The 2010-nt window shown below is 72.8% G+C and carries 3 protein-coding genes; 2 read left to right on the plus strand and 1 reads right to left on the minus strand.

What is annotated here, in order from left to right; all coding sequences use genetic code 11:
* On the minus strand, nucleotides 1-391 hold a 391-nt coding region (locus tag ACFWJO_RS38210), incomplete at its 3' end, for a CoA transferase (protein WP_386872766.1).
* A 148-nt stretch (nucleotides 392-539) separates the two neighbouring features.
* Here ACFWJO_RS38210 and ACFWJO_RS38215 point away from each other — a divergent pair.
* Together ACFWJO_RS38215 and ACFWJO_RS38220 are read left to right on the plus strand one after the other, a co-directional pair.
* Nucleotides 540-875 carry a LysR family transcriptional regulator gene (locus ACFWJO_RS38215; RefSeq protein ID WP_258183799.1) on the plus strand — a complete coding sequence of 112 codons (336 nt, stop codon included), beginning with the start codon at nucleotides 540-542 and terminating at the stop codon, nucleotides 873-875.
* Nucleotides 856-1479: a LysR family substrate-binding domain-containing protein gene (locus ACFWJO_RS38220; protein ID WP_258183800.1), complete on the plus strand. Its 624-nt coding sequence runs from the start codon at nucleotides 856-858 to the stop codon at nucleotides 1477-1479. The genes ACFWJO_RS38215 and ACFWJO_RS38220 overlap by 20 nt, the downstream gene beginning before the upstream one ends.
* The last annotated feature ends 531 nt before the right edge of the window (nucleotides 1480-2010 follow it).

Genomic DNA, 2010 nt, shown 5'->3' on the forward strand with positions numbered 1-2010 from the left:
AGACCACGGACGGGTTCTCCCGCGCGACGTCGTCGTAGCCCAGGCCGAGGCCCTCCATGGTGCCGGGCTTGAGGTTGTGGACCACGACGTCGGCCCGGGCGGCCAGGGCGGCGGCCCGCCGCTGGTCCTCGGGGTCCTTCAGGTCCCAGCCGACCGACTCCTTGTTGCGGTTCACGGACTCGAAGTAGGTGGCGCTCGTCGCCGAGCGGGGCGGGGCCCAGCCGCGGGTGTCGTCGCCGCGCTCGGGGTGCTCCACCTTGATGACGCGCGCCCCGAGGTCCGCCAGCGTCATGGTGGCGAGCGGGCCGGCGAGGACGCGGGAGAAGTCGGCGACGAGGACGCCGTCGAGGGGGAGCGAGGCCGGGGAGGGGGCGGTGGTGGCCGGGGGCACGGCGGACTCCTCACTGTGGCGGACGACACGATGATGCATCCCACCCAAGCACCGTGCTTTCATTCCGTCCAATGACTCTTGTGGGGGTCACTGATGTGCCGGAGTCATCGGTGCGAGGCGACCCGGGGAGGCCGGGAGAGGAGCACACGTGGAGGTCCACCACGCGCGGGCGTTCCTGGCCGTCGCCGAAGAGCTGCACTTCGGGCGGGCGGCCCGGCGGGTGAACCTGACGCAGTCCGCACTGAGCCGGCTCGTGCAAGGGCTCGAGCGAACCCTCGGCGCGGCCCTGTTCGACCGGACGACGCGGAAGGTGGCGCTGACGCCTGCCGGGGAGGCACTCGTGCCGGTGGCCGAGGACCTGGTGCACGACTCCGAGCGGGCGGGGGAGGCCGTACGCGGTGCGGTCGCAGGGGAGACGGGGGCGGGTGCGTCTCGGTTTCGCGAGCGCGTCGGCCATCCGGCCCGTGGCGCGACTCGCCCGTGAGGTGCAGTCGCGGGCCCCCGGGCTGCGGCTCGAGTTGGAGAGCGCGCACTTCTCGCCGCAGGGGCTCGAACGGGTGCTCGAGGGGGAGCTCGATCTGTGCCTCGGCCGGTGGGACTACGTGCCGCCCGCCGTCGACGCGCGGGTGCTCGCCCAGGAGCGCCTCGTGGTCGCCCTGCCACCGGGGCATCGGCTGTGGGGCGCCGCGACGGTGGCGCTCGCGGACCTCGCCGAGGACCGCTGGATCACCATCCCCGGCGGGCCCGCCTCCGCGCTGGGCGCCCGGCTGCCCGCGCTCGCGCAGGCGGCCGGCTTCGTGCCGCGCATCGTGCAGCAGGCCCCCGACTCCTGGTCCCAGGTGGTGCTCGTCGACGCCGGCGTCGGGCTGGCCCTGACCGTGGACTCGGTGCGGGAGAACATCCGTGGCGAGGCCGTGGGCTGGGCCGAACTGGAGGATGCCGGACCGCCGTTGGACGTGCAGCTGATCTGGCGGGCCGGCCGCGGGGACCCCGCCGTCGCGCGCGTGGTGGCCATCGCGGCGGCCCTGTTCGGTGGCGACGGACAGGGCGACGACGGCGGCCAGGACGGCCCGGAGAGGGCGCGTTGACCTGCGACGCGGGCCGCGCGCAGACGCTGTCAACTTCGCCGTCCCCAGATCCGGGCACCTTGTCCACAGGAGTTGTCCACAGATGTGGAGGGTGTGGACGACGGTGTGGATAGGCGTGTACCAGGCGGTGTGATGAGGGCGCAAACGAGGGTGCTGTCAAGTTGGATCGACGGGGCCGAAAGGGGGGGTGGAGAATCTTCCTCCACAGCGCTGGGGATCGCATCGTCCCAGGTCAGAGCCGGATTCTGGGAGTGGTCGAGCGGTTGTCCCCAGCGCGGTCCCCAGGCGATCCACACGACACGCCGCTGAATCCACACGTTGTCCACAAGGCCTGTGGGAAACGCGGTTGCCCAGCCTCCACGGCGCGCGTAGTGTCGCGTGGTATCCCCAACGCGAGGGCGGGTATTGGCCGCAGGTGACCACTGACAGGCGCGCATCCGCTCGGACCGTCGCCCCGGGGACCGTCGCACCGTCCGCCTGCAGGAGGGTGCGGCGGCACGGGCGGTGACAACAGAGGAATCAGGGCCGGGA

It is taken from the genome of Streptomyces sp. NPDC127092 (assembly GCF_042722475.1).
Taxonomy (GTDB): domain Bacteria; phylum Actinomycetota; class Actinomycetes; order Streptomycetales; family Streptomycetaceae; genus Streptomyces.